This window comes from Pseudomonas sp. A125, assembly GCF_055409485.1.
Window position 1 is genome coordinate 40752 of the sequence record NZ_JBUZVP010000032.1, and the last position, 24809, is coordinate 65560.

11 protein-coding genes are annotated in these 24809 nt (G+C 62.7%); 6 read left to right on the forward strand and 5 right to left on the reverse strand.

What is annotated here, in order from left to right; translation table 11 throughout:
• Positions 1 to 96 precede the first annotated feature (96 nt).
• Positions 97 to 13035 (reverse strand): non-ribosomal peptide synthetase, encoded by a 12939-nt coding sequence (locus tag ACZRN6_RS30535; protein ID WP_464009579.1) that lies wholly within the window; start codon positions 13033 to 13035, stop codon positions 97 to 99.
• Positions 13036 to 13094: 59 nt separating this feature from the next.
• Entirely contained in the window at positions 13095 to 13853 is a 759-nt protein-coding gene (locus ACZRN6_RS30540; RefSeq protein ID WP_322146312.1) for a thioesterase II family protein, read from the reverse strand.
• A gap of 278 nt (positions 13854 to 14131) precedes the next feature.
• Here ACZRN6_RS30540 and ACZRN6_RS30545 point away from each other — a divergent pair, with 278 nt between their 5' ends.
• Complete coding sequence (locus ACZRN6_RS30545) at positions 14132 to 14683, forward strand: RNA polymerase factor sigma-70 (protein WP_076953019.1); 552 nt, start codon at positions 14132 to 14134, stop codon at positions 14681 to 14683.
• 791 nt (positions 14684 to 15474) lie between these two features.
• Here ACZRN6_RS30545 and ACZRN6_RS30550 read toward each other — a convergent pair.
• From ACZRN6_RS30550 to ACZRN6_RS30560, 3 genes are all read right to left on the reverse strand, one after another.
• Entirely contained in the window at positions 15475 to 16488 is a 1014-nt protein-coding gene (locus ACZRN6_RS30550) for a GNAT family N-acetyltransferase (protein ID WP_464009580.1), read from the reverse strand.
• 66 nt (positions 16489 to 16554) lie between these two features.
• Positions 16555 to 17343: a substrate-binding periplasmic protein gene (locus ACZRN6_RS30555; protein ID WP_464009581.1), complete on the reverse strand. Its 789-nt coding sequence runs from the start codon at positions 17341 to 17343 to the stop codon at positions 16555 to 16557.
• Between the two features lie 98 nt (positions 17344 to 17441).
• Positions 17442 to 18065, reverse strand: coding sequence for a TetR/AcrR family transcriptional regulator (locus tag ACZRN6_RS30560; protein WP_322146315.1), 624 nt, complete (start codon positions 18063 to 18065; stop codon positions 17442 to 17444).
• Positions 18066 to 18218: 153 nt separating this feature from the next.
• Here ACZRN6_RS30560 and ACZRN6_RS30565 point away from each other — a divergent pair, with 153 nt between their 5' ends.
• The 5 genes from ACZRN6_RS30565 to ACZRN6_RS30585 are packed head-to-tail and all read left to right on the forward strand — an operon-like array spanning position 18219 to position 24452.
• Positions 18219 to 19997 carry an acyclic terpene utilization AtuA family protein gene (locus ACZRN6_RS30565; protein ID WP_464009582.1) on the forward strand — a complete coding sequence of 593 codons (1779 nt, stop codon included), beginning with the start codon at positions 18219 to 18221 and terminating at the stop codon, positions 19995 to 19997.
• Positions 19998 to 20009: 12 nt separating this feature from the next.
• Complete coding sequence (locus ACZRN6_RS30570) at positions 20010 to 20882, forward strand: SDR family oxidoreductase (RefSeq protein ID WP_322146317.1); 873 nt, start codon at positions 20010 to 20012, stop codon at positions 20880 to 20882.
• A 3-nt stretch (positions 20883 to 20885) separates the two neighbouring features.
• Positions 20886 to 22502, forward strand: a complete 1617-nt coding sequence (gene atuC, locus ACZRN6_RS30575) for a geranyl-CoA carboxylase subunit beta (RefSeq protein ID WP_464009583.1) — start codon at positions 20886 to 20888, stop codon at positions 22500 to 22502.
• A 22-nt stretch (positions 22503 to 22524) separates the two neighbouring features.
• The gene (atuD, locus tag ACZRN6_RS30580) at positions 22525 to 23682 is read left to right on the forward strand and encodes a citronellyl-CoA dehydrogenase (protein WP_322146319.1); all 1158 of its coding nucleotides are present in this window, start codon (positions 22525 to 22527) and stop codon (positions 23680 to 23682) included.
• The gene (locus ACZRN6_RS30585; RefSeq protein ID WP_464009584.1) at positions 23679 to 24452 is read left to right on the forward strand and encodes an enoyl-CoA hydratase/isomerase family protein; all 774 of its coding nucleotides are present in this window, start codon (positions 23679 to 23681) and stop codon (positions 24450 to 24452) included. Before atuD ends, ACZRN6_RS30585 begins: the two co-directional genes overlap by 4 nt.
• Positions 24453 to 24809: the final 357 nt, after the last annotated feature.

The following is a 24809-nucleotide window of genomic DNA, read 5'->3' on the forward strand; positions in this document are numbered from 1 at the left end:
ATCACACGCCGAAATGCCCCTTCTGCCTACTGTCAGAATTCACAGTTCGAACCTCAAAAACCGCGCCACCCGACGAGTGGCGCGTTGCGATCCGAGTTAAAAACCCTCCAGCTCCGCCATCAAATCACTCAACCGATCCACCTTCTCGGCGCTGATCTCATTCGCCGCAAGCCCGTCGATATACCCCGCCAACTCCTCCACCGTGCCGCACTCGAACATCGCCCGCAACGGCACATCCCGCTGCAACGTCTTCTGCACCCGTGAAGCAATCTGCGTAGCCAGCAACGAATGCCCGCCCAGCTCAAAGAAGTTGTCCTGCACACCCACCCGCTCCACTTTCAGCACCTCGGCCCAGATCCCGGCCAACGTCTGCTCCAGCTCATTGCGCGGCGCCAGATAATCCTGGCGGTGCAACTGCCCAATCTCCAGCGCCGGCAAGGCCTTGCGGTCCAGCTTGCCGTTGGCGTTCAGCGGCAACCGGTCCAGCCACAACCAATGCGACGGCACCATGTACTCCGGCAGCTCGGCCCGCAGGCGTTGCTTGATGCGATCAAGGCGCTCGCCGGGATTGAGCTGCGCATCCGCCGCCACCAGGTAACCCACCAGGTGCTTGCCGTTGGCGCCCTCTTGCACACCTACCGCCGCATCCCGCACTTGCGGTTGCTCATGCAGGCGCGCTTCGATTTCACCCAGCTCGATCCGATAACCGCGAATCTTCACCTGATGGTCGATGCGCCCGACATATTCCAACACCCCATCACTGCGACGGCGGGCCAAATCCCCTGTTCGATACAACCGGTCCGCACCAAATGGATTCGGCAGAAACGCTTGCGCCGTGCGCAGCGGGTCGCTGACATAACCACGACCCACACCGGTCCCGGCCACGCACAACTCGCCGACCGCACCTTGAGGCACCAACTCCAACGCACCATCCAGCAGGTACAACCGGTTGTTGTCGGTCGGCGTGCCAATCGGCAGGTAGGTACTACAGGTCGACGCCAGGTCGACGCGGAAGAACGCCACGTCATCCGAGCATTCCGCCGGGCCATACGCGTTAACCAGGCCAATTTCCGGATAACGCAGCAACCACTGATGCGCCAACTCCGGCGGCATCGCCTCGCCGGTCGGCAGCATCCAGCGCAAGCCATCCAGGCTCATGCGGTCCTGGGCGAGCATGCCCTGAATCAGCGACGGAACGCTTTCCAACACAGTAATACCCTGGGCCTGGACGTGCGCCAGCAAGCCTTGCGGATCATGGGCAATGGCGTTCGGCACAATGTCCACCCGCGCCCCGAACAGCGGCGCCGCGAGGAACTGCCACACCGAGATATCAAAACTCTGCGAGGCGGTCTGGGCGATCACATCGTCCTGGCTCAGGTTCAGGTACGGCACCTTGCTCAATTGGTTATTGAGCATGCCGCGCTGTTCGACCATCACGCCTTTGGGCAGGCCGGTGGAACCCGAGGTGTAGATCACATAGGCGAGGTTGTCCGGCGCGCTGTAGACCCCGAGGTTTTCCTCTGAGCCGACCAGTTCCTCCCACACCAGTAACTTCGGCCGCGAGCCACAGGCGAACTGTTCCAGCAACAGATCCGCCTGTTCCCGACAAGCCTCGGTGCACACCAGCAACGGCGTACGGCTGAGGTCGATGATCCGGCTCAGGCGCTGGCTCGGCAGCCCCGGATCCAGCGGCAAGTAACCCGCACCGGCCTTGAAGCTGCCGATGATCATGCCCAGCAAATCCAGATTACGCTCGGCCAGCAAGGCCACCGGCTGATCCAGCCCGACACCCGCCGCAATCAGCGCATGCCCCAGGCGGTTGCTGCGCCGGTTCAGTTCGGCATAGCTCCATTGCTGATCCAGGCAACTGGCGGCAACCCGTTGTGGATGCTGTGCCACCTGCGTTTCGAACAGCTCGACGTAACTGCGCCCCAGCGGATACGCATGCTCGCTCTGGTTGCAGCCGTCCACCAGGAATTCACGCTCCTGCTCGCCAATCAGCGGCAAGTCGGCCATGTCGCCATGGAAGCCCTGCACCAGCGCCAGCAGCAAACGCTTGAACTCACCGAGCATGCCCTGCACCGTGGTTTCATCGAAATAACGTTGGTCGTAGGACAGGTGCAAGCCCAGGTCATCCCCCGGATAACACACGGCCGTCAGCGGGAAGTTGGTGTGGGTCCGCCCGGAATCCGAGGTGGCGTTCAGGCTTTGCGCACGGTCCAGCACCGAGACTTCCACCGGGGCGTTTTCGAACACGAACAGGCTGTCGAACAGCGGCTGGCCCTTGGGCAGTTCGCTGTGTTCCTGGATCGTCACCAGCGGCAGGTACTCGTACTCGCGCAGTTGCATATTGCTGTCGAGCAGGCCGCTCAACCATTGGCGCACGCTGCACGGTTGATCGTCTTCGGGCAGCTTCACCCGCAACGCGATACTGTTGATAAACAGCCCGACCGTGCGCTGCATCTCGGGCATTTCTACCGGGCGCCCGGCCACGGTGACGCCGAACAGCACGTCGCGCTCACCACTCACGCGCCGCAGCACCAGGGCCCACGCCGCCTGGGCGAAGGTGTTCACCGTCAATTGATGAGCCTGGGCCAGCTCGCGCAATTGCGCGCCGTCGCGCACATCGAGGCGGGTGTAGCAGTCGCCCACCACCATGCCGCCGCTGTGGCCGGCATGTTCGCGCAGGAACGGCCGGTCGCTCGGGATCGGCGTGGTGCGCTCGAACCCGTGCAGGTTCTGCTGCCACCACTGGCGCGCCTCGGCGAGATTCTGGCGTTGCAGCCAGGCGATATAGTCGCGGTAGCGCGGTGGTGTCGACAGTTGCGCCTCGCGGCCTTCGCCGAGGGCCATGTAGATGTCGAAGAAGTCGTTCATCAGCAGCGAGCGGCACCACGCATCGATCAAAATGTGGTGGTTGCTCATCATGAACCAGTAACGCGCCTCGCCCACGCGGATCAGCCGCAGGTGGAACGGCGCCTGGTTGAGCAGATCGAAGCCGGCTTCACGCTCGCTTTTCAGCAGCGCTTGCAGACGCGGTTCCTGCTCGCTTTCCGGCTCCTGGCTCCAGTCGAGGTACTCGATCGGCGTGCTGCCAGGCTTGTGGATAACCTGCAACATGTCTTCGCCGACGTTCCAGCAGAACGAGGCGCGCAAGGCTTCATGACGGGCGATCACCGCCTGCCAGGCCTGGGCGAACCGCTCCGGGTCCAGGGCGCTGTTGATGCGGTAACGGTCCTGCATGTAGTAGAGGCCCGTGCCCGGTTCCAGCAGGGTGTGCAGCAGCAAGCCTTCCTGCATCGGGGTCAATGGGTACACGTCTTCGATGGCATTGGCCGGCACCGGCAGCGCGTCCAGTTGCCCTTGCGTGAGGTGCGCCAGCGGGAAGTCCGACGGCGTGAGGCCACCCGCGCCTGGCTTGAGGCAATGCTCGATCAGGCTTTGCAGTTCCGCCAGGTATGCGTCTGCCAGTTCCGCGATGGTGTGGCTGTGGTGACGCTCGCGGCTGAAGGTCCAGCGCAGCACCAGTTCACCGCCATACACCTGGCTGTCGACACTCAGTTCGTTGGGCAACGGTGCGTCCGGGTCATGGGCGATCCCGGCGAATTCGTCCAGCGGGTGGAACAGCGCGTCAGCGCCAAAACTCTGGTCGAACTGGCCGAGGTAGTTGAAGGTGATACTGGCCGTCGGCAACGCGGCCATGGTCTGGCGGCACAAGCCGTCGGCCAGGTAGCGCAGCACGCCGTAACCCAATCCTTTGTGGGGCACGCCGCGCAGCTGCTCCTTGATCGCCTTGATCGAGGCACCCTGCCCGGCGGCGTCTTCGATGTGCAGCGGGGTCAGGCGCAACGGGTAGGCGCTGGTGAACCAGCCCACGCTGCGGGTCAGGTCGATCTCGTCGAATAGCGGTTCGCGGCCGTGGCCTTCCAGCTGGATCAATGCGGATTCATGGCCACTCCAACGGCACAGCACACGGGCCAGGGCCGTCAGCAGCAAATCGTTGACCTGGGTGCGGTAGGCGCTCGGCGCCTGCTGCAACAACTGGCGCGTGCGCTCGGCATCCAGGCGCACGCTGACGGTATCGGCGTCGCGATTGCGCAGCGAACCTTGCGGGCGGTCCACTGGCAACTCAACGGCGGGCCCGGCCAACTGCTGCTGCCACACGTGCAGTTCTTCACGCAGGGACTCGCTGCCGGCATACGCCTGCAAGCGCGCCGCCCAGTCGCGCAAGGCGCTGGTCTTGGCCGGCAGGCTGACGGGTTGGCCGTCGCTCAATTGGCGGTACACGGTCTGCAAATCTTCCAGCAATACCCGCCAGGAAACCCCGTCCACCACCAGGTGATGGACTGCGATAAGCAGTCGGCGCTGGCCTTGCGGGCCGTCTACCAGCAGGGCGCGCAACAGCGGGCCATGGGCAAGGTTGAGGCTGCGCTGGGTGTCGGTGAACAGCGCGCTGCACTGCGCCATGTCCGCCACCTGGGCTTGCAACAGCAGGCCGCCTTTCGGCACCGCCAGGTGTTCGGCGTGCCATTGGGCGTCGCGCTGGGTAAAGCTCAGGCGCAGGGCATCGTGGTGCTCCAGCACGGCCAGCAGCGCCTGCTCCAGGCGATGAGCCTCTAGCGGTTGAGCCGGCTCCAGCAGCAATGCCTGGTTCCAGTGTTGGCGCTCCGGGATGTCGGTGTCGAAGAACCAGTGCTGGATCGGTGTCAGCCCGGACGCGCCGCTCAACACGCCCTGTTCGGCGATGACCTGCTCGGTGCGGGTCGCCACGGCAGCCAGGGTTTGCACCGTCTGGTGCTGGAAAAGGTCACGCGGGCTGAAATGAATCCCCGCCTGCCGCGCCCGGCTGACCACCTGGATCGACAGGATCGAGTCGCCGCCCAGCTCGAAGAAGTTATCGTCGAGGCCAACCTGTTGCACGTTCAGCACCGCACACCAGATGGCTGCCAGGGTTTGCTCCAGCTCGTTACGCGGGGCCACGTACTGCTGACGATTCGCCTCAGGGTCCGGTTGCGGCAAGGCGCGGCGGTCAAGTTTTCCGTTGGCGGTCAGCGGCATGCTGTCGAGGACGATCAGGTGCGCAGGCACCATGTAGTCCGGCAGTTGCGCTTTCAGATGCGCCTTGAGGGATTCACGCAACGCGCCCTGCTCGTGGTCGCTGACCAGATAGGCGACCAACTGTTTGCCGCTCGGTGAGTCCAGCGCCAACACCACCGCTTCCCGCACCGCTGCGTGTTCCAGCAGGCAGGTTTCGATTTCCCCCAGCTCGATGCGGAAACCGCGAATCTTCACTTGATGGTCGATGCGACCGAGGTATTCCACCAGGCCATCGGCACGCTGGCGCACCAGGTCGCCGGTGCGATACAAGCGACCGCCGTTCGTGGCAAACGGGTCGGCGACAAACCGCTCCGCGGTCATGCCCGGACGCTGGTGATAACCCTGGGCCAGGCCGGCACCGCCGATGTACAGCTCGCCAGTCGCGCCTTGCGGCACCAGGGCCAGGTCCGCGTCAAGAATGTAGGCCACACGCGCGCCGATGATGCTGCCGATCGGCACGCTGCCGGCGCCCTCTTCCAGTGTGTCCGGGGCCAGGCTGGCCAGCGGCATCACCACCGTTTCAGTCGGGCCATAGGCGTTGAAAAACAGCGCCGGCTTGAACGCGGCGCGAATGCGCTGCAAGTGTTCGCCGGTCAGGGCTTCACCGCCGGTGATGCACATGCGCACCGCCAACGTCTGGTTTTGCGTGGCCAGCCATTGCGCCAACTGGCTACCGTAGCTTGGTGTGAAGCCAAGGATATTGATGCGGTGCTGACGAATCAGCCCGCAGATTTCTTCCGCATCCCATTGGCCCTGGGCACGCAACACCACCTGGGCGCCGGTGAGCAGCGGCACCAGCAAACGCTCGGTGGCGGCGTCGAAATTGATGGAATAGAAGTGCAGCTCGCAGTCATCCGGGCGCATGCCGAAGCGTTCGATCACCGCCTTGCAATGCATGGCGATCTCACCGTGGGACACCACCACGCCCTTGGGCTTGCCGGTGGAACCTGAGGTGTAGATCAAGTACGCCTGGTGCTGTGGCAGGCTGATAAAAGGCAACTCGCCGGCTGGGTACTCGGCCAGGGTCGGCAGGTCATCTTCCAGGCACCAGCGGCCGACACTGGCGGGCAGCTCGCCCAGCGCGTCGAACATCGCCGCATCGCTGAGCAACAGGCCGATGCCGCTGTCTTCAATCATGTAGTGCAGGCGGTCCAGCGGGTATTCCGGGTCCAGCGGCACATAGGCACCGCCGGCCTTGAGGATCGCCAGCAGGCCAACGACCATTTCCAGCGAACGTGGCAGCGCCAGGCCAACCCGCACCTGCGGGCCCACGCCGCGCTCACGCAGCATCCAGGCCAGGCGATTGGCACGGCCGTCGAGTTCGCTGTAGCTCAGGGTCTGCCCGGCAAAGGTCAACGCTGGTGCATCGGGGCGGGCCAGGGCTTGCTCGCTGAACAGGTGATGAATGCACTGGTCGAGACGGTGCTCGCCGGCTTCAATGCCCAGGCTGTGTTGCAGGGCGCGCTGCTCGCCAGCCTCCAGCAACGGCAACTCACTCAGGCGCTGTTGCGGATCGGCGAGCAAGGCTTCCAGCAGGTTTTTCCAGTGCGCAGCCATGCGGGCAATACGCGGCTCGTCAAACAGGTCGGTGCTGTAGGTCAGGCAGCAACCCAGGCGATGGTCGAGGTCGGTGACTTCCAGGTTGAGGTCGAACTTGGTGGCGCGTGCATCGTTGGCCAGGTACTCGACGGTCATCCCGGCCAGCGTGCGGCTCTGCTGGAATTCCCAGCGCTGCACGTTGCACATCACCTGGAACAATGGGTTGTACGCCGCACTGCGTGGTGGTTGCAGGGCTTCCACCAGATGGTCGAACGGCAGGTCCTGATGGGACTGGCCTTCGATCACAGTGTGGCGAACCTGGTCGAACAATTCACCGACGCTCATCTGCCCGTTGAGCTGGCAACGCAGCACCTGGGTGTTGAGGAACGCGCCGATCAGCCCTTCACTTTCCGGGCGAATGCGGTTGGCCACCGGCGCGCCGATGCGCAGGTCGGTCTGGCCGCTGTAGCGGTAGAGCAATACCGCGAGGGTGGCGGTCATGGTCATGAACAGGGTCAGGCCGCGCTCGGCGTTGAAGGCACGCACGCGGGCAGCAAGGTCGTCGCTCAAATCAAAACGGTACAGCTCGCCCTGGTGACTTTGCACCGGCGGCCGCGGACGGTCGCCCGGCAGTTCCAGCAGCGGGTGTTCGGTGCCCAGCTGCGCGGTCCAGTAATCCAGTTGGCGCTGGCGTTCGCCGGACTCCAGCCACTGGCGCTGCCATACGCTGTAGTCGAGGTATTGCACCGGCAGCGGCGCCAGTGGCGATTCTCGGTCGTCGATGAACGCTTCGTACAGCGCGCTGAGTTCACGGGCAAAGATGTCCATGGCCCAGCCTTCGGTGACGATATGGTGCAGGGTCAGCACCAGGTAATGCTCCTGTTCGCCGGCCTTGACCAGGCAGGCGCGCAGCAGTGGGCCGGTCTCCAGGTCAAACGGTGTGTGGGCCTCATGGTCGGCCAGTTGCTGCACACGCAACTGGCGCTCGGCTTCATTGAGCGCCGAGTAATCCTGCCACTCCATACGCAAGCCGGTTTGCGCCGCAACCTTCTGCTGCGCCACGCCGTTGATGCTCGGGAAGGTGGTGCGCAGGGTTTCGTGGCGCATGATCAAGGCCTGCAATGCCGCCTCGAAACGCCCCACGTCCAACACCCCGCGCAGTCGCGCCATGCCGCCGACGTTATACGCCGGGCTGTCCGGCTCCATCTGCCAGAGGAACCACATGCGCTGCTGGGAATAGGACAGCGGCACCGGCTGGCTGCGGTCGACCTTGCCGATGGCCAGTTGTTGGTTGCGTTGGCCCATGGCCTGGGCCAGGCGGACCTGCTCGGCGAAAGCACCCAATTCGCTGGTGTCGAACAGCGTGCGCAACGCCAGCTCGACGTCGCAGGCCTGGCGGGTGCGGGAAATGATTTGGGTGGCCAGCAGCGAATGGCCGCCAAGGGCGAAGAAGTCGTCGCGCAGGCCAATGCGTGGCAGAACCAGGACTTCGCGCCAGATCGCGGCGATTTGCTGCTCCAGCGCTGTTTCAGGTTCGACGTGTTCACGCACCAGCCACACCGGCTCCGGCAAGGCGCGACGGTCGAGTTTGCCGCTGGGGCTCAGGGGCATTGCGTCCAGGCGCATCAGTTGCGCCGGGACCATGTACTCCGGCAACTCGGCGGCCAGGGCGGTTTTTACCTCCTGTTCGTTCAGCGGTTGGTTGGCGGTGTAGTAACCGATCAACTGCGCACCGGCAGCGGTTTCGCGCACCAGCACCACCGCTTGGGCGATGCCATCGAGGGCCAATAGACGGGCTTCGATTTCTTCCGGCTCGACGCGAAAGCCCCGCAGTTTTACCTGCTGATCCAGGCGCCCGAGGTATTCCAGCACACCGTCGGCGCCCCAGCGCACCCGATCACCCGTGCGATACAGGCGTGTGCCCGCCTCGCCCAACGGGTCGGCGACAAACCGTTCGGCAGTCAGCCCGGCGCGGCCAAGGTAACCACGCGCCAAACCGATACCGCCGATGCACAATTCCCCCGGCACACCCGCCGGCAGCAGATTGAACTGATCGTCCAGCACCCGGCAAACCACATTGCCCAATGGTCGGCCAATCGGCGAACGCTCGCCGTCTTGCGCCTGGCAATGCCAGTGCGTCACGTTGATCGCGGTTTCGGTCGGGCCATAACGGTTGTGCAATTGCACCGCCGGCAACTGCGCCAGCACCCGGTTGCGCAACTCGGCCGGCAGCGCCTCACCGCCGCAGAACAGACGACGCAGGCTGGTGCATTCGGCGGCCAAAGGTTCATCGACAAACAGGCGCAACAGCGGCGGCACAAAGTGCAGCGTGGTCACGCCATGTTCCTGCACCAGTTGGGCAATACGATGCGGATCGCGATGCTCACCCGGGCCCGCCAATACAAGACGGCAACCGGTGATCAACGGCCAGAAGCACTCCCACACCGACACGTCAAAACTGATAGGTGCCTTTTGCATCAGTACGTCGGTTTCATCCAGCGTGTAGGTGGCTTGCATCCACTGCAAACGCTCGGCCAACGCGGCATGGGTGTTGCCCACGCCCTTGGGTTGGCCGGTGGTGCCGGAGGTGTAGATCACGTAGGCGAGGTTGTCGCCGTTCAGGTGCAGGCCCGGTGCGTGAGTCGGCCAGCTGTCGAGCTTGAGGCTGTCCATGGCGATGACGCACACGCCTTGCGCCGTGGGCAATTGTTCCAGCAGCGAGGTCTGGGTCAGCAGCAGTTGCACGCCACTGTCCTTGAGCATGTAGGCCAGGCGTTCGGCCGGGTAATCCGGGTCCAGCGGCACGTAGGCGCCGCCGGCCTTGATGATCGCCAGCAGGCCGATCAGCAGTTGCGGCGAACGCTCGGCGGCGATCGCTACGCACACGTCCGGGCCGACGCCCTTGTCCCGCAGGTAGTGGGCCAGGCGGTTGGCCTGGGTGTGCAACTGGGCGAAGGTCAGGCTGGCGTCCTGCCACACCAGTGCGGTGCGGTCAGAGACCTGTTGGTTGAGTTGTTCCGGCAGCCAGTGCTGCGCCGGTGTGCACGGCGCGGCGCCCCACTGACCTTGTTGGGTGCGTTCGTCGGCGCGTAGCAGTTTCACGTCGCCGATGGCCTGCTGCGGTTGTTCGCAGACGGCTTGCAGCAGGTTGATGAAATGCTCGGCCAGCCGCTCCACCGTTACAGTTTCGAACAGTTCGTCGGCGTAGTCGAACGACAGGCTCAAGCGGCCGTTGCGGTCTTCTTCGCTGTGCAGTTGCAGGTCGAACTTGGCTTCGCGACTGTGCCATGGCAACTCGTCGGCGAGCAGGCCCGGCAGGCGGCGCAACGCGCCGAGGTCACGTTGCTGGTGGTTGAACATCACCTGGAACAAGCCTTGCTCGCGGGCGTGGGGGAAGGCTTCCAGGAGTTGCTCGAACGGCAAGTCTTGATGGGCCTGGGCGCCCAGCGCCGCAGTTCGCGTTGCCGCGAGCAAATCGGCGAATGGCAGGTGTGCATCCAGTTCGGCGCGCAATACGAGGGTGTTGATAAAAAAGCCGATCAGGCCTTGGGTTTCCTGGCGCGCACGGTTGGCGTTGGGCACGCCGATGCGTATATCGCGCTGGCCGCTGTAGCGATAGAGCAGGCTCTGGAACGCCGCCAGCAACAGCATGAACGACGTGGCTTCGTGAGTTTGGGCGGTCTTGCGAATGGCCTCGCTGAGGCTCGCGCTGACGCGCACGCTATAGCGTGAAGCACTGCGTACGTGATGCGCCGAACGCGGGTGATCGGTGGCCAGGCTCAGGGTTGGGTGTTCGTCGCCCAGTTGTGCTTTCCAGTAAGCCAGTTGCCGCTGGGCCTCGCCTTCGGCCAGCCACTGGCGCTGCCAACTGCCGTAGTCGGCGTATTGCAGGGCCAGGGCCGGCAGCGCCAGGGTTTGGCCCTGGGACGCGGCGGCGTACAGGCGGGAGAATTCTTCGATCAATACGGTAAGCGACCAGCCGTCCGCGATGATGTGGTGCATCGTCACCAGCAGTTGGTGATCTTCGTCATCCAGGCGTACCAACGTCACCCATAGCAGCGGGCCTTTCTCCAGGTCGAACGGGGTGCGGGCTGCGTCTTCGCGGATCTGGTTCGCGCGGGCTTCACGTTCGGCGGCAGGCAGGTGGCTAAGGTCGATGACTTGCAGCTCGAAATCAGCCTTGGCATCGACCCGCTGGAAAGCTTGGCCATCGCGTTCAAAAAAACGCGTGCGCAGGGCTTCATGCCGCTGGACCAGTTGCTGGAAGCTTGAGCGCACTGCGTCTTCATCCAGCTCACCGCGCAAACGCAGGGCGCCGGGGATGGTGTAGGCGCTGCTGTGCGGGTCGAGTTGCCAGGTGATCCACAGGCGGTTTTGTGCCAGGGATTGCGGCAAGTCTTCCTGGCGCGACAGGGCATGAATCGCGCCTTGGGCAACGCCGCCGTCCTGCTGCAATTGCGCGACGCTGGCGGCGAAGGCGGCCAGGGTTGGCGCTTCAAACAACAGGCGCAGGTTCAGCTCCAGGCCGAGGGTTTCCCGCAAGCGAGCGACCACCTGAGTGGCGCTGATGGAGTTGCCGCCCAGCAGGAAAAAGTGATCGTCGGCCGCGACCTGCGCCACCTGCAATTGCTCGCACCAGATCGCGGCAATCCGGCATTGCAGTTCCGATTCCAGGGCCGTATCGCCGACCTGTGCTTGCGCGCCGGGGAACTGCGCATAACTGTCGAGGCTGCCATCTGCCAGGCGCGTGCGGCAGGCCGAACGCTGCACCTTGCCGCTGGAAGTTTTCGGCAAGCCACCGGGATTGAGCAACACCACCACGCTCGGGGCTTCCTGGCAGGCTTCGGCCACCGCTTGGCGAATCGCCTTGATCAGCGCTTCGGGCGGCAGGATTTTCTGTACGCTGCGGCTGATTTCAGCGGCAATGCCGATGCCTTCCAGGCCGTTGTCATTTACCGCGAACGCCGCGACCCGGCCCTTGCGCACCACTTCCACTTCACGCTCGATGGCTTGCTCGATGTCCTGGGGATACAGGTTGTGGCCCCGCACAATCAGCAGGTCTTTCAGGCGGCCGGTGATGAACACTTCACCTTCGCGAATAAACCCCAGGTCGCCGGTACGCAGCCAGGTCCGGCCTTGGTGCTGGACGAACGTCTTGGCGGTGGCCTCAGGGTTGCGCCAGTAACCCTGGGCGATGCTCGGGCCGGCGGCCCAGATTTCACCCACGGCATTGTCGGGAAGCGTCGCCAGGGTGGCGGGGTCGGCAATCAGCACCGCGTGTTCAGGCTGGCTGGTGCCGCAACTCATGATCGCAACACCCTGCCCGGACTCGGCGCGGTTGGCGGCCAAGGCGTGTTCGTCCAGGCGCAGGGCCGGGATGCCGTTGCCACGGGAGCCGCCGGCAACAAACAACGTGGCCTCGGCCAAGCCATAGGACGCGAAGAAATTGTTCGGGGTAAAACCGCAGGCGGCGAACTTCTCGGCGAAGCGTTCCAGGGTGTCGAGACGGATCGGCTCGGAACCTGAATACGCCACGCGCCACTGGCTCAAATCCAGGCGCCCGAGTGCCGACTCGCTGACCCGCTCGCTGCACAGGCGGTAGGCAAAGTCCGGCCCACCACTGATGGTGCCGCCGTATTCGCTGATCGCTTCCAGCCAGCGCAGTGGCCGACCGAGGAAGTACGCCGGCGACATCAGCACGCACGGCACACCGCTGAAGATCGGTTGCAGCAGGCCGCCGATCAAGCCCATGTCGTGGTACAGCGGCAACCAGCTGACAATCACGTCGTCGGGGTTCAGGTCGATACCAAAGCCTCGGCGGATCAGCAACTCGTTGGCCACCAGGTTGCCGTGGGTGACTTGCACACCCTTGGGCAATGCGGTGGAACCGGAGGTGTATTGCAGGAAGGCGATGTCATCGTCCGCCAGGTTCGGCGCCATCCAGTCGGTGGCGATGCCCGCACTTAGCTGGTCAACACACAGTAATGGTGGCGCGGCGTCCAGCTGTGCCAGCGAATCACCGAGGCTGGAAGTGGTCAGCAGCAACCGGGGCTCGGCGTCTGCGATGATCGACAGCAGCCGCTCCTGGTGATGACGGCGGGTGGACTCCGGCGGGTACGCCGGCACCGCGATGACCCCGGCATACAGGCAACCAAAAAACGCCGCGACATAATCCGGCCCGCTGGGAAACAACAGTACCGCGCGGTCGCCCAGGTCGGCGTTGGCCTGCAAGGCGGCGGCGATGGTGCGGGCGCGCAGGTCGAGGTCACGGTAACTGAGGACCACGTTCTGCCCGGCCGTTTCGGCGAGGAAGCGCAACGCCAGTTGATCGGGGGTTTGCTCGGCACGGCGTTGAAGGGACTGGACCAGGGTGCGGGGAAGTTCGAAGGCGTCCATCATGGGGTTCCTGCCTGAAATCGGCTTACGGGGAAATCGGGGAATGTGTGGCCGGGGCTTGTTCAGCCGGTCGCCCGGGCCATCTGCCGTGCTGCGCCATTGCGCCAGCGGGCCAGGTGTTCGTCGGCATAGCGCCGCACACAGCGCAGTACAGAACTCTCGTGCTGCACCAGGAAGAAGTGGTGACCGTCGAACATATCGAGGGAAAAACCGCTGGCGGTGTCTTGCTGCCAGTCCAGCAGTTGATCGGCGCGCACCGTGTCCTGCTTGCCGCCGAATACGTGGATCGGCAGGCTCAGTGGCTCACGCTCGCCGTACTCGAAACTGCCGCACAGGAGGAAGTCGGCCCGCAGGATCGGCAGCATCAACTGCATCAGTTCGGCATTGGCCAGCGCGTCTTCGCCGGTGCCCTTGAGTTCGCGCAGGCGGGCGATCAGTTGCTCGTCGTTTTTCTCGATGGCGTATTCGCTCACATCGCGACGGGCCGGGCCGGCGGTGCCCGAGGCGAACAGCGCCAATGGTTGCGGTACACCCCGCTCACGCAGGGCATGGGCCAGCTCGAACGCCAGCAGGCCGCCGAGGCTGTGGCCGAACAGCGCGTAGGGGCCATTTAGCTCGGCACTGATCTCATCGGCCAATTGCCCGGCCAATGCCTTGATGTCGCGCTGCAGTGGCTCATCCATGCGCACGCCGCGCCCCGGCAGCTCCAGTGGCCGCACTTGCAACCACTCGGGCAGCACGCGCCGCCAGCGGCTGTAGACCATGGCGCTGGCGCCGGAATAAGGCAGGCAAAACAGGCGTAATCGAGCCGGTGTGTTCATTTCAGACCACTCCCGCTTACACGATAAAACCCCATTTTGTCCTCCTCCAGGCGCTGATCCTTGGCCGGTTTGTTAACTGGCCTTTCATCCTTGAGAACGGATGACACCTGGAAATAATTAGTCAGCGAGACACGGTTCACATCACTGGATAATGCATAAGATTAGTTCGTCTTCTCATTTGACAATCATTATCATTAAGCATAATTTGTTGCCCGATGTGTAGGAGGCCTCAGCAAGGACGCCCTCCCCCAACCTTCTCTTGCAACAAGGTGAATTCCATGACGGAACAAGTATCCACAGGCAGGTGCGACTCACCCCTACTCCAGGCTTTCGTCGATAACCGACTGATCCTGGTCAAGATCGCGGCGCGTATCACCGGCTGCCGATCCCGCGCCGAAGACGTGGTGCAGGACGCCTACTTCCGCTTGCAATCGGCACCGACCATAACGTCGTCGTTCAAGGCGCAGCTGAGTTATTTGTTCCAGATCGTGCGTAACCTGGCGATTGATCACTACCGCAAGCAGGCGCTGGAATTGAAGTATTCCGGCACTGAAGAGGAAGGCTTGAATGTGGTTATTCATGGTGCTTCACCTGAGACTTCGCACATCAATTTTTCGACGTTGGAGAACATCGCTGATGCGCTGACCGAGCTGCCTCAGCGCACGCGTTATGCGTTTGAGATGTACCGGTTGCATGGGGTGCCGCAGAAGGATATTGCCAAGGAGCTGGGGGTTTCGCCGACGCTTGTGAATTTTATGATTCGGGATGCGTTGGTGCATTGTCGCAAGGTGTCCGGAACTCATAGCGACACGTTTGCGCGGCGGGTTTGAGTGTTTTTGCGGTTGGGTGTGTATCCGGTATTTGGGTGATGGCTTAGATGGGTTCCGCCCTTACGGCGGGTCACTTTTGAAAGGAGCCCAAAAGTAACCAAAAGGCTCTTGCCCCACCACTCGGCACCTCGCTTAGGCTCGGTGTGCCCTCACTCCGGCATTACTCCGCGGGCCGCCGCGACGGCCCGTCCCTGGCCCGTCGCGGCTAAACCGGCGTCCTGCCGGTTTACCCGCTCCGTAATACCTGCGTTCGGCCAGCGTGGTTGACGGGGCGCCTAAGATCAAGATCACAAGCAGATCAAGAACACAGCGGCCTACAGGCCGGCTTGAGTGTTAAAAGCCAGATCAAAAGCTAAAGCAGGCACGGTTCAAATGTAGGAGCTGGCTTGCCGGCGATGGCATCGCCGCTGGGTGTCTGAGAAACCGAGTCGCCTGCATCGCCGGCAAGCCAGCTCCTACAGATCTTGATCTGGCTTTTAACACTCAGGTCGGCTTTCAGGCCGCCGTGCTCTTGCTTTTGATCTTGATCTGACTGCCCCATTCAGCCCGAGGCCGAACGCAGGGATTGAGGAGCGGGTAAACCGGCAGGACGCCGGTTTAGCCGCGACGGGCCAGGGACGGGCCGTCGCGGCGGCCCGCGGAGCAATTCCGGAGTGAGGGAACGCCGAGCCACAGCGAGGCGCCGACAGGCGGGGCAGAGCGTTTTGGTTACTTTTGCGCTTTTCAAAAGTGACCCGCTGTAAGAGCGGAACCCTAAGTAGCCGTTACCCGAATAACGGATATGTACCCGATCAAACCAACCCACACCGCTCAAAAAACCGCTCCCGCCCCAGGATCATCAACGCCGCCCGCTTATGCGGAAAATCAAACTCCTTCTCACAGTGGAAACACTGATTCTGCATATACCCAATCATCTTCCCGTTATCCGCCCGAGGTTCAGCCACCACACGCTGCGTACGCGGATCATCAAGAAACAGATAATGCACCAACGCCGACAGCCAACTCGCAACCTTATGCGGCCCCCGGTGATGCTCTTCCCCCACCAACATATGAATCCCGCGATCGTAATCCGCCGCGTCATAGAACGGCGCAATCCGATCCTCCTTCGCCCAATACGCCTCGAAATAAGCAAACGGCTCATCATCAAAACAGCCGATCAACGTCAACGCATGCGGGTCCGCTTCCAGCTTGTCCAGATACTCCCGATGCTGCTCCAGGCTGCCACTTTCCTGCCAGAAACTCGCCACCCGCGCACTGTTCTGCCAACGATTAAACCGCGCCAGGTCAACATCAATCTCCACCGTTCGCAATGAAACCCACGCCCCCAACCGCGCATCAAACCGTCGATACACCTCACCCCGAGGCTTCGGCGCACGCGAGGGATGACGCTTGCCACCACTGATCATCATCTGCTGCGGATAAGCGCCACTCAGAGACTGCCCCAACCACGGCTGCGGCAATTGCCAAAACAACGTGCGCTCACAATAAAACTGCCCGGCAACTGCGGTCGCCACCAGCAACCCGCTGCGCAAGGCATCTTCCGGCGCATGCTCAAGGCACCAGACCAGCCGCTGGCGCCCAGGCTCCCTGGCAAACAGCCAATAACAGGCCGCCCACACCGCACGCACAGCCGGCACACTGCCCGGCGCCTGCAAATGCACCAGCAACTCGTCACCACGCTCAAGGCGCAAGCGAATCAGCGGCTGGCCCTCAAGGGTGAGGCTCAGGCGGCTGTCAGTTTCATCAGCGTCAAGGGCCGGCCCCGCCGGCAAGGGCAAGACAGAAAGGTCATTCAGATTGGACATGGGATGTGCTCACGAATCGTCGACAGTTCAACAAGTGACGTGAGCCAAGCGCAAAAATTTAGACGATCACGGCACCGGCATCACATCGATGCGGTAAGGCTCGAAGATCTTCAGCAACTGGCCATTATCGCGCAGTTGCTTGAGCAACCCCGAAAATGCCGGCCCGCTGATGGGCGCCTTGGGCCGCAACAATGCAAAGTGGTGATACACCTGGTCAATCCGCTCAGACACCAGGAACTGCCCCGCCGTGTCGGCGTTGCGCACCAGGAAATCGCTGAGGTAGGAGCGCGTCACCAAGGCGATATCGGCACGGCCCCGGGCAACCATCAGCAGGTTGCTGTCATGGGAATAGGTCAAGGTGGCGTTGAAGTGCTCCGCCAAGTACTTGGGGTCGGGGTTGAAGTGGGCGAATGCATAGTGATAACCGCTGAACACCGCCAGGCGTTTGCCGGCCAAATCGGTGAAGTACGACTGGCCGCGGCCAGGCTCACGCTGGGCAACGAAGATCTCGGCGTCTTCCAGGCCCATGTCGACCGCCGTATGAGGAATGTCCTGCCAGCCCCAGTTCGGGTTTTCGAAGATCGCCATATCAACCCGGCCCTGCTCAAAATCACGAAAACGCCGGGGAATCGAGGTGGGCACCAGCACAAACTGGTAATCGGTTTGCAGCGCGTTCAAGGCTTCCACCAGTTGCGGCAGCAAACCGGTGTCGGCGCCCTGCTCCGGGCGCACGGTGTAGGGCGGAAAATGCGCGGCACCAATCCTCACCAGTTGGGCGGCCGAAGCCGGCATCAGCCACAGTGCGCCAAGCGCCAATATTGAGAGTCCTGCAGCCAATCGCCAAGGCGAAAACATCAAGGCACACACCGTCGAAAACTTTGATCCCCTAAACTAGGCGTTTTTGTCTATCGAGACAACTTTCTGCCGCACAATTAATAGCTTGCGCCAAAGGGTCAGTCAGCTTTCAAAACCATCAGCAAGGCTTCGTCGGCCAGTTGCTCCAGGGTCATGCTGCCCTGGGCGCGAAACCAGGTAGTGGTCCAGGACAAGGCGCCGGTCAAAAAACGCCGGGTGACAAACACATCGCCCTTGATGTAACCGGCATTTTTGGCCTCTCCCAGCACCTGCAGCCAGATGTCTTCGTACACATCGCGCAAGGCCAGTACTTGAGCCTGCCCCTCGGCCGACAGCGAACGCCATTCATACACCAGCACCGCCATCGCCTCGCCGCTGCCACCCATGATCGATTGCAATTCGCAACGAATCAGCGCCAGCACCCGCTCGCGCACGTTGCTCGCCTCGGCCAGCGAAGCGCGCATCAAGGCGGTGTTGTAGTGGATGGTTTCCTCCATCACCGCCCGCAGGATTTCGTCCTTGCTCTTGAAGTGATGGAAGATACTGCCGGACTGGATCCCTACCGCGCCGGCCAGGTCACGCACGGTGGTGCGCTCAAAACCCTTGTTGCGAAACAGGTGGGCCGCGGTTTGCAGCAGCTTGCCACGGGCACTGTCGGGGTCAGTCAGTTGCCCGGCGTCTACCATGGTGTGCATCACCCGCAGGGCTTTTTGCTCATCCATGCTGCTCTCCTTAACTTCTGGTTACGTCTTGGGCGGCAATTTAGGCCGTGGCAGCCAACCAAGCAAGCGCTTGGGACAAAGTTGTGACCAGCGTTTACAAACCAAGCGCTTGCTTGGTAGTCTCAAACCAGCAAACAAGAGGAAGGACACCCCATGAACAAGACGGTACGCATCGGCTGCGCCAGCGCTTTCTGGGGCGACACCTGCACCGCCGCTGCGCAGTTGGTACACGGCGGCGCGCTGGATTACCTGGTGTTCGACTACCTGGCGGAAGTGACAATGTCGATCCTCGCCGGGGCGCGGTTGAAAGATCCCCAGGCCGGCTATGCCTCGGATTTCGTCGAAGTGCTGAAGCCGCTGCTGGCCGATATCCAGCGCCAGCGCATCCGCGTGATCAGCAATGCCGGCGGCATCAACCCCCAAGCCTGCGCCGCCGCGTTGCAGGCAGCCTGCGACCAGGCTCAAATCCCCTTGAAAATCGCCGTGCTGCTGGGGGATGACCTGCAACCGCAGTTCAAACAGTTGCACGGCGTCACCGACATGTTCAGCGGCGCGCCGCTGCCGGCGATGTGCATATCGACCAATGCTTACCTCGGCGCACCGGGCATCGTGCAGGCGCTGAAGCTGGGGGCCGATATCGTCATCACTGGCCGGGTGGTGGACAGCGCGGTGGTCAGCGCGGCACTGGTGCATGAATTCGACTGGTCCTGGCAGGATTACGACCGCCTGGCCCAGGCTGCATTGGCCGGGCATATCATCGAATGTGGCGCGCAGTGCACCGGCGGCAACTTCACCGATTGGCGGGAGGTGCCAGACTACGAACACATCGGATTCCCGATTGTGGAGGTCAGCGCCGATGGCCAGTTCACCGTCAGTAAAGTCGACGGCACCGGCGGGTTGATCAACGAACTGAGCGTCGCCGAACAACTGCTGTATGAGATCGGCGACCCGCGTGCCTACCTGTTGCCCGATGTAATCTGCGACTTCAGCCAGGTCAAGCTCCGGCAACAAGGCAAAAACCGCGTTCACCTGCACGGCGCCAAAGGCTTGCCGCCTACCGATCAATACAAAGTCAGCGCCACCTACCCGGACGGCTTTCGCTGCACCGCCAGTTGCCTGATCGCCGGGATCGACGCGGTGGCCAAGGCCGAGCGGGTCAGCCAGGCGATCATCAACAAGACCTCAGAGCTGTTCAGCCAGCACGGCTGGGCGCCCTACACCGACGTCAACATCGAACTGCTGGGCAGCGAAGCCACCTACGGCCCTCACGCCCAACGCCAGGACTGCCGCGAAGTGGTGGTGAAACTGGCGGTACGTCACCCGAGCAAGCAGGCACTGGTGCTGTTCGCCCGGGAGATCGCCCAGGCGGCGACCGGCATGGCGCCGGGGCTTACCGGCATCGTTGGCGGGCGGCCCACGGTGTATCCGCTGATTCGGCTGTTTTCATTCCTGATCGATAAAAGCGCCTGTGAACTGCAGGTCGACTTTCTTGGCGAGCGGCATGCCTGCGAACTTCCTGTCGCCGAGCCGCTGAACACTTCAATTGCATTGATCGACCCGCCCAAACCTCAAGGCCGCGCCGACGCCAACGTGCCGCTGGTCAAGCTGGCCGTGGCCCGCTCCGGCGACAAGGGCAACCACAGCAACATCGGCGTGGTCGCCCGCGAGCCCGAGTACCTGCCGTGGATCGCCGAAGCGCTGACGCCTGAAGTGATCGTCGACTGGATGAGCCACGTGCTCGACCCGATTCACGGTCGTGTCGAGCGCTGGTACTTGCCCGGCAGCCACAGCCTGAACTTCCTGCTGGAAAACGCCTTGGGCGGCGGCGGGATCGCCAGCCTGCGCATCGACCCACAAGGCAAAGCCTTTGCCCAGCAACTGCTGGAAATCCCGATTGCCGTGCCGCAACACATTGCCGATCAACTCACTTAAAGGACCCTCGCCGTGGCCTTCGACTCGATCTTCAAAGCCGATTTGTTCCAGGGGCAAACCATCATTGTGACTGGCGGCGGCAGTGGCATTGGCCGCTGCACCGCCCACGAGCTGGCGGCCCTCGGCGCCCATGTGATTCTGGTGGGACGCAAACCGGAAAAACTGCAAACGGTCGCAGCAGAGATCAGCGAAGACGGCGGCCGCGCCAGTTGGCAGGCCTGCGACATTCGGGATGAGGAGGCCGTCAAGACGCTGGTAGGCCAGCTCCTTCACGAGCACGGCCCGGTTCATGGCCTGGTCAACAACGCCGGCGGCCAATACCCCTCACCGCTCGCGTCGATCAACCAGAAGGGCTTTGAAACCGTGTTGCGCACCAACCTGGTGGGCGGCTTCCTGATGGCTCGGGAAGTGTTCAACCAGAGCATGAGCAAGCACGGCGGCTCGATCGTCAACATGCTCGCCGACATGTGGGGCGGCATGCCGGGCATGGGCCACTCGGGCGCGGCACGTTCGGGCATGGATAACTTCACCAAGACCGCCGCGTTCGAATGGGGTTACGCCGGGGTACGGGTCAACGCCGTGGCGCCCGGCTGGATTGCCTCCAGCGGCATGGACACCTACGAAGGCGCGTTCAAGGCGGTAATCCCGACCCTGCGCGAGCATGTACCGCTCAAACGCATCGGCACCGAATCGGAAGTCAGCGCGGCGATAGTGTTCTTGCTCAGCCCCGCCGCCGCGTTCGTCAGCGGCAGCACCTTGCGCATCGACGGCGCCGCCAGCCTCGGCAGCCGCGCCTGGCCACTGCACAAGGCGCAACCGCCGAGTGTGTCCTTTAATGGTTTCCACCGGGCGTACTTGCCGGATGTGCTCAAGGAGGAGAAATAGGCCATGCCGGTGATCGACTCGCAACTCGACGCCCACAGCCCGCAATTCGCGCAGAACCGCGAAGCGATGCTCACAGGTGTCCATCAACTGCGCCAGCTGGAGCAAAACCTGCTGGCCAAGGCGGCTGAAGCCAAGGCCAAGTTCGACAAACGCGGGCAGCTGCTGCCACGCGAACGCCTCAATTTACTGCTCGACCCTGGCGCACCGTTCCTCGAACTGGCAAGCCTGGCCGGCTACAAATTGCACGACGACAAGGACGGCAGCGCAGCCGGTGGCGGGCTGATCGCCGGCATCGGCTATGTCAGCGGCGTGCGCATGCTGGTGGTGGCCAATAACAGCGCGATCAAGGGCGGCACCATTTCGCCCTCGGGCCTGAAAAAATCCCTGCGCCTGCAACAGATCGCCATGGAAAACAAACTGCCTGTGGTGACGCTGGCGGAAAGCGGCGGCGCCAACCTCAACTACGCCGCCGAGATTTTCGTCGAAGGCGCACGCAGCTTCGCCAACCAGGCGCGAATGTCGGCCATGGGCTTGCCGCAGATCACCGTGGTGCATGGCTCGGCAACGGCGGGCGGCGCGTATCAGCCGGGGCTTTCGGATTATGTGGTGGTGGTGCGTGGCAAGGCCAAGTTGTTTTTGGCGGGCCCGCCGCTGCTCAAGGCTGCCACTGGCGAAGTCGCCACCGATGAAGAACTCGGTGGCGCCCAGATGCACGCGCAAACCGCCGGGACTGCTGAATACCTGGCGGAAAACGACGCTGACGGCGTGCGCATCGTGCGCGAGATCGTCAGCCTGTTGCCGTGGGATGACCGCTTGCCGGTTATTCAGCCACGTGCTTTTGCCGAGCCGCTGTACCCGATTGAAGAGCTGTTGGGGTTGATCCCCGCCGACCCGAAAAAGCCCTACGACGTGCGCGAAATCCTCGCGCGATTGGCGGACGCTTCCAACTTCCTCGAATTCAAGGGCGAGTTCGACCCGCACACCGTCTGCGGCCACCTGCATATCCAGGGCCGCGCCTGCGGTTTTATCGGCAACAACGGGCCGATCACGCCGAAGGGCGCGAGCAAGGCCGCGCAGTTTATCCAGCTGTGCGACCAGAGCCAGACGCCGCTGCTGTTCTTCCACAACACCACGGGTTTCATGGTGGGCACCGAGTCGGAACAACAAGGCGTGATCAAACATGGCGCGAAGATGATCCAGGCAGTGGCCAATGCCAGGGTGCCGAAATTGACCATCGTCGTCGGCGGCTCCTACGGCGCCGGCAACTACGCGATGTGCGGCCGTGGCCTCGACCCGCGTTTTATCTTCGCCTGGCCCAACAGCCGCACCGCCGTGATGGGCGGTGCCCAGGCGGGCAAGGTGCTGCGGATCGTCACCGAGGCCAAGCAGTTGAAAGACGGTTTGGTGCCGGACCCCAAGGTGCTCGATATGCTCGAACAGGTCACCGCACAGAAGCTCGACAGCCAATCCACCGCACTCTATGGCAGCGCCAACCTTTGGGACGACGGGCTGATTGACCCACGAGATACTCGGACCTTGCTCGGGTTTTTGCTGGACATCTGCCATGAGGCGCAAGTGCGGCAACTACAGCCCAACAGCTTTGGTGTTGCGCGGTTTTAACCCTTAAAGGAGAACAATAAAAATGATCTTCACCCAGGAACACGAAGCACTGCGCCGCACCGTCCGGGGCTTTGTCGAGCGCGAGATCAACCCGCATGTGGATGAGTGGGAAAAAGCCGGGCGCTTCCCGATCCACGAGATCTTCCGCAAGGCCGGCGACCTCGGGTTGCTGGGCATCTCCAAGCCGGAAACATTCGGCGGCATGGGCCTCGACTACAGCTATTCCATCGTCGCCGCCGAAGAGTTCGGCACCATTCGCTGCGGCGGCATCCCGATGTCCATCGGTGTGCAGACCGACATGTGCACCCCGGCCCTGGCCCGTTTCGGCTCCGATGAATTGCGCGACGAATTCCTGCGCCCGGCCATCAGCGGCGAACAGGTGGGCTGCATCGGCGTCTCGGAAACCGGCGCCGGTTCCGACGTGGCCGGGTTGAAAACCCACGCCCGCAAAGACGGCACCGACTACGTGATCAACGGCAGCAAGATGTGGATCACCAACTCCCCGAGCGCCGACTTTATCTGCCTGCTGGCCAACACCTCGGACGACAAGCCGCACATCAACAAATCGCTGATCATGCTGCCAATGACCACCCCCGGCATCAGCGTCAGCCCGCCCCTGGAAAAGCTCGGCATGCACAGCTCGGAAACCGCCCAGGTGTTTTTCGACGACGTGCGCATCCCCCAGCGCAACCGCATTGGCCATGAAGGCGCGGGGTTCATGATGCAAATGCTGCAGTTCCAGGAGGAGCGGCTGTTTGGCGCGGCCAATATGGTCAAGGGCCTGGAGTACTGCGTCGACAGCACCATTGAGTACTGCAAGGAGCGCAAGACCTTCGGCAAGGCGTTGATCGACAACCAGGTGATCCACTTTCGCCTGGCCGAACTGTCCACCGAAATCGAGTGCCTGCGAGCGCTGGTGTACCAGGCCACCGAGCAGTACATCAAGGGCCAGGACGTGACGCGCCTGGCCTCCATGGCCAAGCTCAAGGCCGGGCGCCTCGGGCGAGAGGTCAGCGACAGCTGCCTGCAATATTGGGGCGGCATGGGGTTCATGTGGGACAACCCGGTGGCCCGGGCTTATCGCGATGTGCGGTTGGTGTCGATTGGCGGTGGGGCGGACGAGATCATGCTGGGGATTATCTGCAAATTGATGGGCACCTTGCCGGGGAAAAAGTCGTGAATACGGTGTTGCTGGAACCGCATAACGGGGTGTTGCATGTGACGCTCAATCGGCCCGAGAGCCGCAATGCCATGAGTTTGGAGATGGTCAACGAACTGCGCGCGGTGCTGGCCGATGTGGCTGCGGACCAGACCGTACGGGCGTTGGTTATCAGCGGCGCGGGTGGGCATTTTTCGGCGGGCGGGGATGTGAAAGACATGGCCCGCGCCGGTGCCACCGGGGGCTTGCAGGCGCTGAATCGGGCGTTTGGCACACTGTTGCAGGAGGTTGAGGCGCTGCCGCAGGTGGTGATTGTGGTGCTCCAGGGAGCAGTGCTGGGCGGTGGGTTGGGGTTGGTGTGTGTCAGTGATGTGGCGATTGCGGATCATCAGGCGCAGTTTGGGATGCCCGAGACGAGCCTTGGGTTATTGCCAGCGCAGATTGCGCCGTTTGTGGTGAAGCGCATCGGGTTGACTCAGGCACGGCGCCTGGCGCTGACGGCGGCGCGGTTTGATGGAGTTGAAGCGTTGCGCTTGGGGTTGGTGCATTTTGTGGAGCACGATCCGCAGGCCTTGGCGGAGCGGGTGGATGAGGTATTGGGGCAGGTTTTGCGCTGTGCTCCGGGGGCTAATGCGCGGACCAAGGCGCTGGTCTTGGCTAGTGGTGAGCAGGCTTTGGGGCCGTTGCTGGATCAGGCGGCTGAGTGGTTTGCCGAGGCGGTTCGTGGGGAGGAAGGGATTGAGGGGACTCAGGCTTTTGTGCAGAAGCGTAAGCCTCGGTGGGCGCGATGAAAGGGGGGCATATCCGTTATTTGAGTGATGGCTTGGATGGGTTCCGCTCTTACAGCGGCTCACTTTTGAAAAGCGCAAAAGTAAGCAAAACGCTCTTGCCCCACCACTCGGCACCTCGCTTAGGCTCGGTGTGCCCTCACGCAGGCTTTGGAGCGTGGGCCGCCGTCATGGGCCATCCTTGGCCCAGGACGGCTAACCCGGCGTCCTGCCGGGTTACCCACGCTCCAAAGCCTGCGTTCGGCCAGCGTGGTTGACGGGGCGCCTAAGATCAAGATCACAAGCAGATCAACAGCACAGCGGCCTACAGGCCGGCTTGAGTGTTAAAAGCAACAGCAAAATCAAAGGCCGGCACGGTTC